Here is a 4666-nt window from a genome sequence, read left to right on the forward strand (position 1 = left end):
CCGTTACGATGAACAATGGAGCAATTAGTGTTTTACGGATCTGGGCGCCGTCAAGTTGCATCCGGCTCCTGAAACCATTTCGCGGACCCCGCGTTGACCACCGGGCCGACACAGGAGACATCTCATGACCGTCAACTGCCGCATATCGATCGACAACCGGCCGGAGGCCACGGACGCGGTTTTTCAGGCGGTTCCGCGGATCGGCGAAAGCGTTGCGCTGTCGATCGATGGAACCACGCAGGATCTGCGGGTATCGCGTGTCGTGCACGTCACCAATGGCAGCCTGGAAGGTGCCGCGATCGTCGTCGAAGTGACGACCAACATCCTCTGAATCGAGAGTTATGGTCCGCTGGGCCGGCCGGCACCGCGTTGCGGCGACCGGCAGCCTGAAAGGACTGGAGCGGCTCACGCGCGGTGACCCGCTACTCCTTGCCGCTTTCGGAAATGCCGTTGCCGCCGGCGGTTGGCAGGATGCCGAAGTCTTGCGACTTCGCCCCTTGCTCCGCCGTCAGGAAGCCGTCCGAGGCAAGCCCGCGCCGCAGCAATTCCCTGACCGCGGCCGAACGGCTCGGCATACGCTTGTCGAAGCGCCAGTTTTCCAGCGCAGCCAGCTCGTCTGACGTCAGCATGATCTGCAACCGTTCCGGGCGTTCCAGTTCAGTCATCGCGCTCCCTCGCTCAGGATCCCGATACCTCGAATGAGTATTCAACTCGCTTACCTAATAGTTAGGAAAGCGCTCCTAGCGCGTCAAGACCTCGCGATGAGTGAACTGCTTCTCATGCGCATGATGAGCCTGATGGTATTCGGCGTAAGGCGCATACTTGCATAACTATGCTAACTAGCTGATTTGTTTAGATATTATTTAATTCGTGACTTGCCAAGACGAAGCCTCTGCCGCATTGTGCAACCTGAACAGAAAACCGTTCCCTTTGGGAGGTTTCGATGCGGTATGATTACTCGGCGCGACTGCGCGATGACGTCCGTTCAGCGGTCCAGATCGCCTTCAGGAAGACCGGCATCGTCAGTATCACGGCGGTGGCGGAACATGTAAGGGTCAGGAACCTGGCCGAAAACATCGCCCTCGAGGACGTCGAATACCTTGTCTTCCAGGCAGCCCAGCTGATTGGCGCCGCAATTGAATTCGACGGGCTCACCAATTTCGACGGCGTGGCTGGCCTGTTCGTGGATGGTCTCGGTGGCGACGATGGCGGGCGGATGATCGCCCAACGCGACGGGCCTGGTCCGGCCACCCTGCAGTAAGACGGTACCGGCTGAACAGGGGGCCTTCTCAAAAGGCCGCCCTGCTGTTTCTGAACCGGGTGATGACCGGAGCCGTTCCGTCAGGCAGAGCCGGCGATTTGTGAGGCGAAGTCGCGATAGGGACGCGGAGGGCGGCCCAGAAGCGCGGTCAGGCGCTCGACGTCGCCGGCCTCGGGCAGCATGCCGTCGGTCAGGAACCGTTCGCCCATCAAGCGCATGTCGTAGGCCATCCAGGCAGGCAGGAACTGCTTGAGATTCTGCTCGAAACCTTCGGTGTTGTCGCCGCCGTAGCTGATCGGCCGGGCGAGCACGTCGGACCAGATGGCCGCGATATCCGTCCCGGTCAGTGTCTGCGGACCGACGAGGTTGATCCGCTCGAGCGCAAGCGGCTCCGCGGACCGTTCGCGGCGCAGCAGCTCGAGAGCGGCGATCTCGGCGATATCACGCACATCGACCATGGCGAGGCCTTTGGCGCCGATCGGCATTGTGTAGGTGCCGTAGCCGGTGATGACGTCTTCGATCATCAGGTCGTTCTGGATGAAATAGGCCGGGCGCAGGATCGTAGCCTGGAAGCCCATCTGCTCGATCATTCGCTCGACGCCGAACTTGCCGGCGAAATGCGGCACGTTCACATACACGTCGGCATGGATCACCGAGAGATAGACGATCCGCTCGATGCCCGCCGATCGGGCGACATTCAGCGCGACCAAAGCCTGGGTGAATTCGTCCGGCACCACGGCGTTCAAGAGGAACAGGGTGGAAACGCCGGACATGGCTTTGCGCAGTGAATCGACATCGAGAAAGTCGCCTTGCGCGACCGATACGCCCGCCGGGAAGCTGGCTTTCGACGGATCGCGGACGAGAGCACGGACGTCGGCGCCGCGCTTGACGAGGTGCTCGACGACTTGGCGGCCAACATTGCCTGTGGCGCCGGTAACGAGGATGGTCATGGAATTTCTCCTGTTGGGTTGCTTGACAGGCCCAATATGTGTGGCTCACAAACACTCAAACAGACCGAAATTTTAGACGCACCGTCTCACTGGTGGAACACCTATGGATATTCTGGCCCTCACCGATTTCAACCTCGTTGCCCGCCATGGCGGTTTCGGCAAGGCGGCACGGGCCACCGGCCGACCCAAGGCAACCCTGTCGCGGCGCGTTGGAGACTTGGAGAGCAGCCTTGACCTGCGCCTGTTTGAACGGGGTGCGCGTAACCTGAAGCTGACCGAGGAAGGACGGGCGCTTTTCGAGCGGACGGGGGCGTTGCTTGCCGAACTGGACGAGACGGCCGCGGCGATCGCCTCGGGCGGTCAAAGACCCAAGGGGAGACTGCGGATCAGCGCGCCCCTGCTTTTTTCTCAGACCGCGATGGGGAGGATCGCCGCGGGATTTGCCCTCAAATTTCCGGAGGTGAGGCTGGAGGTCACGACGGAGGACCGGGCTGTGGACATGATCGAGGAAGGCTACGACCTGGTGATCCGGGTCAACCCGGATCCCGACGAAAGCTTGGTCGGACGGGCGTTTCTCCGCGACCGGCTGGTCGTCGTGGCGAGCCCTCACCTTCCTCGCACCGGTGGACCGGCCCCTGCCGTTGCGCGCGGGAAAGGCGAACGGCAAACATGGCACGTGAAGACCGAGGGTGGCCGGTCGACGATCAAAATCGAGCCGGTCCTCGCTTTGGGAACGCTCATTATGGTGCGCGATGCGGTGCGAGCGGGGGTCGGTGCGGCACGTCTTCCCATTTCGTTGGTGGCCCACGATTTGGCTGACGGCACGTTGGTGAATTGGGGGGACATCGACGCCCCTGAGATCGCTCTTTGGACGCTCTACCCCTCCCGGCGGCTGCTCAGCCCGCGCGTGTCGGCGTTCCTGGATTTTCTGAAACAGGCCTTCCCGAACGGGACGCCGGACGAACTGGCCGCCTATATCGGCAGGTGATGCCCGGCTGCTTTCGCCGGCAAGAACTTTTATTTCTGGCGGAAGGAGTTTGCGGTGGAACAAGTTGGGGCGACGGCAATTACCTTGTCGCCCTACAAGAGGAGGACGCCGTGAAAGACTTGCGCAGTCTCCTTGCCGAACTGTCAGCCAACTGGCTCAAGCGCCGCAAGGCGCAGGCGCCCACGACCGTGAACACGGTCAAACCCCGCCCTGCCGACCAGGCGACGCGGCAACGCGCCGCCCACAAACCCAAAACACCGCCCACCCGCGACGTCGCCTCGAACATGTGAGCCCCGCGGACAATGTGGGGCCCAATGCCGCTGGGGGGTATCGGCAATCTATCACGCCAGATTGATTGGTAGCGACGAAACCTTGAGCGGCCATAAGCGTTTATTGCTTCAGCCCAATTGAGGTGGTTCCAATGCAAACGGCATGGTTCTCCAAACCTGTGGCGGTTTCGGTCGGCGTCACCGGTTCCATCCATCATCTGTCCAACACACAGCAGGCCATTGATTTGCTCACCACACATTGGCGTGACGCAGGCAGCCCGAAGCATCGGTCCGCACTGCGCGCCTGCCAGCGGGCGACGAGCGGCGATGTTGCCCCCGACGTCGCCAGGGCGGCGCTCGTCGAAGCAGCGCGCGAAGCCCACATCCTGATCGAATAGCCACATCCTTATCGAATAGCCACATCGTGATCGAATAGGCGTATCGATTGAACCTGCTGACGCTATAATCGCTGCGCCCCCTCCGGAGAACGCCTGCCATGACCCTGAAAACACGCAAGCTCGGCAGCCAGGGGCTGCAGGTCTCGGCCATCGGCCTCGGCTGCATGGGCATGAGCCAGTCCTATGGCCCGGCCGACGAGGCCGAATCCATCGCCACGCTGCACCGTGCCATCGACCTCGGCTGCACCTTCCTCGACACCGCCGAAGTCTATGGCCCTTACGACAACGAAGCCCTGCTCGGCCGGGCATTGAAGGGCAAGCGCGACCAGGTGACGATCGCCACGAAATTTGGCTTCCGCATCGAAAACGGCAAGCAGACCGGAACCGACAGCCGGCCCGAGCACATTCGAGAGGCGGTGGAAGCCTCGCTCGGCCGCCTCGGAACCGACCGTATCGACCTGCTCTACCAGCACCGCGTCGACCCGGCGGTGCCGATGGAGGATGTCGCGGGCGCCGTCGGCGAACTCGTCGCGCAAGGCAAGGTGCGCTTCTTCGGCCTGTCGGAAGCGGGTGCAGCCAACATCCGCCGGGCGCATGCCGTGCATCCGGTGTCGGCGTTGCAGAGTGAGTATTCGCTGTGGGAGCGCAATCTGGAGCCGGAGATCATCCCGCTGCTTGGCGAACTCGGCATCGGCCTGGTGCCGTTCTCGCCGCTCGGCCGAGGGTTTCTCACCGGCCAGGTCAAGCGTGCGGAAGACTATCCCGACGGCGATTATCGCCGCAACGACCCGCGCTACCAG

Annotated in this window: 8 protein-coding genes; 6 read left to right on the forward strand and 2 right to left on the reverse strand. The window is 62.3% G+C overall.

Features of this window, described 5'->3' with window-relative positions:
• Nucleotides 1-124 precede the first annotated feature (124 nt).
• A complete protein-coding gene (locus tag EN991_RS24110; protein ID WP_013530768.1) occupies nucleotides 125-331 on the forward strand; it encodes a hypothetical protein in 207 nt (68 codons plus the stop codon).
• 91 nt (nucleotides 332-422) lie between these two features.
• Here EN991_RS24110 and EN991_RS24115 read toward each other — a convergent pair whose 3' ends face one another.
• The gene (locus EN991_RS24115) at nucleotides 423-665 is read right to left on the reverse strand and encodes a hypothetical protein (protein ID WP_013530767.1); all 243 of its coding nucleotides are present in this window, start codon (nucleotides 663-665) and stop codon (nucleotides 423-425) included.
• A gap of 278 nt (nucleotides 666-943) precedes the next feature.
• On the opposite strand from EN991_RS24115, the gene EN991_RS24120 reads away from it, so the two are divergent.
• Nucleotides 944-1261: a hypothetical protein gene (locus EN991_RS24120; protein WP_013530766.1), complete on the forward strand. Its 318-nt coding sequence runs from the start codon at nucleotides 944-946 to the stop codon at nucleotides 1259-1261.
• Between the two features lie 80 nt (nucleotides 1262-1341).
• Here the strand turns inward: EN991_RS24120 and EN991_RS24125 are convergent, their stop codons facing one another.
• Nucleotides 1342-2211, reverse strand: coding sequence for an NmrA/HSCARG family protein (locus EN991_RS24125; RefSeq protein WP_127369700.1), 870 nt, complete (start codon nucleotides 2209-2211; stop codon nucleotides 1342-1344).
• A 103-nt stretch (nucleotides 2212-2314) separates the two neighbouring features.
• Between EN991_RS24125 and EN991_RS24130 the strand changes: the two genes are divergently transcribed.
• From EN991_RS24130 to EN991_RS24145, 4 genes are all read left to right on the forward strand, one after another.
• Nucleotides 2315-3199 carry a LysR family transcriptional regulator gene (locus EN991_RS24130; protein ID WP_013530764.1) on the forward strand — a complete coding sequence of 295 codons (885 nt, stop codon included), beginning with the start codon at nucleotides 2315-2317 and terminating at the stop codon, nucleotides 3197-3199.
• A 110-nt stretch (nucleotides 3200-3309) separates the two neighbouring features.
• Entirely contained in the window at nucleotides 3310-3489 is a 180-nt protein-coding gene (locus EN991_RS39970) for a hypothetical protein (protein WP_164753542.1), read from the forward strand.
• Between the two features lie 131 nt (nucleotides 3490-3620).
• A complete protein-coding gene (locus EN991_RS24140; RefSeq protein WP_013530762.1) occupies nucleotides 3621-3866 on the forward strand; it encodes a DUF982 domain-containing protein in 246 nt (81 codons plus the stop codon).
• A 98-nt stretch (nucleotides 3867-3964) separates the two neighbouring features.
• On the forward strand, nucleotides 3965-4666 hold a 702-nt coding region (locus tag EN991_RS24145; RefSeq protein WP_164769344.1), incomplete at its 3' end, for an aldo/keto reductase.

Origin of the sequence: Mesorhizobium sp. M7A.F.Ca.US.005.03.2.1 (assembly GCF_003997795.1) — a bacterium.
Classification (GTDB): Bacteria; Pseudomonadota; Alphaproteobacteria; order Rhizobiales; family Rhizobiaceae; genus Mesorhizobium; species Mesorhizobium ciceri.

Coding starts and splice junctions, on each gene's coding strand:
- EN991_RS24110 (WP_013530768.1), top strand. CDS start 125: ATGACCGTCAACTGCCGCATATCGATCGACAACCGGCCGGAGGCCACG.
- EN991_RS24115 (WP_013530767.1), bottom strand. CDS start 665: ATGACTGAACTGGAACGCCCGGAACGGTTGCAGATCATGCTGACGTCA.
- EN991_RS24120 (WP_013530766.1), top strand. CDS start 944: ATGCGGTATGATTACTCGGCGCGACTGCGCGATGACGTCCGTTCAGCG.
- EN991_RS24125 (WP_127369700.1), bottom strand. CDS start 2,211: ATGACCATCCTCGTTACCGGCGCCACAGGCAATGTTGGCCGCCAAGTC.
- EN991_RS24130 (WP_013530764.1), top strand. CDS start 2,315: ATGGATATTCTGGCCCTCACCGATTTCAACCTCGTTGCCCGCCATGGC.
- EN991_RS24140 (WP_013530762.1), top strand. CDS start 3,621: ATGCAAACGGCATGGTTCTCCAAACCTGTGGCGGTTTCGGTCGGCGTC.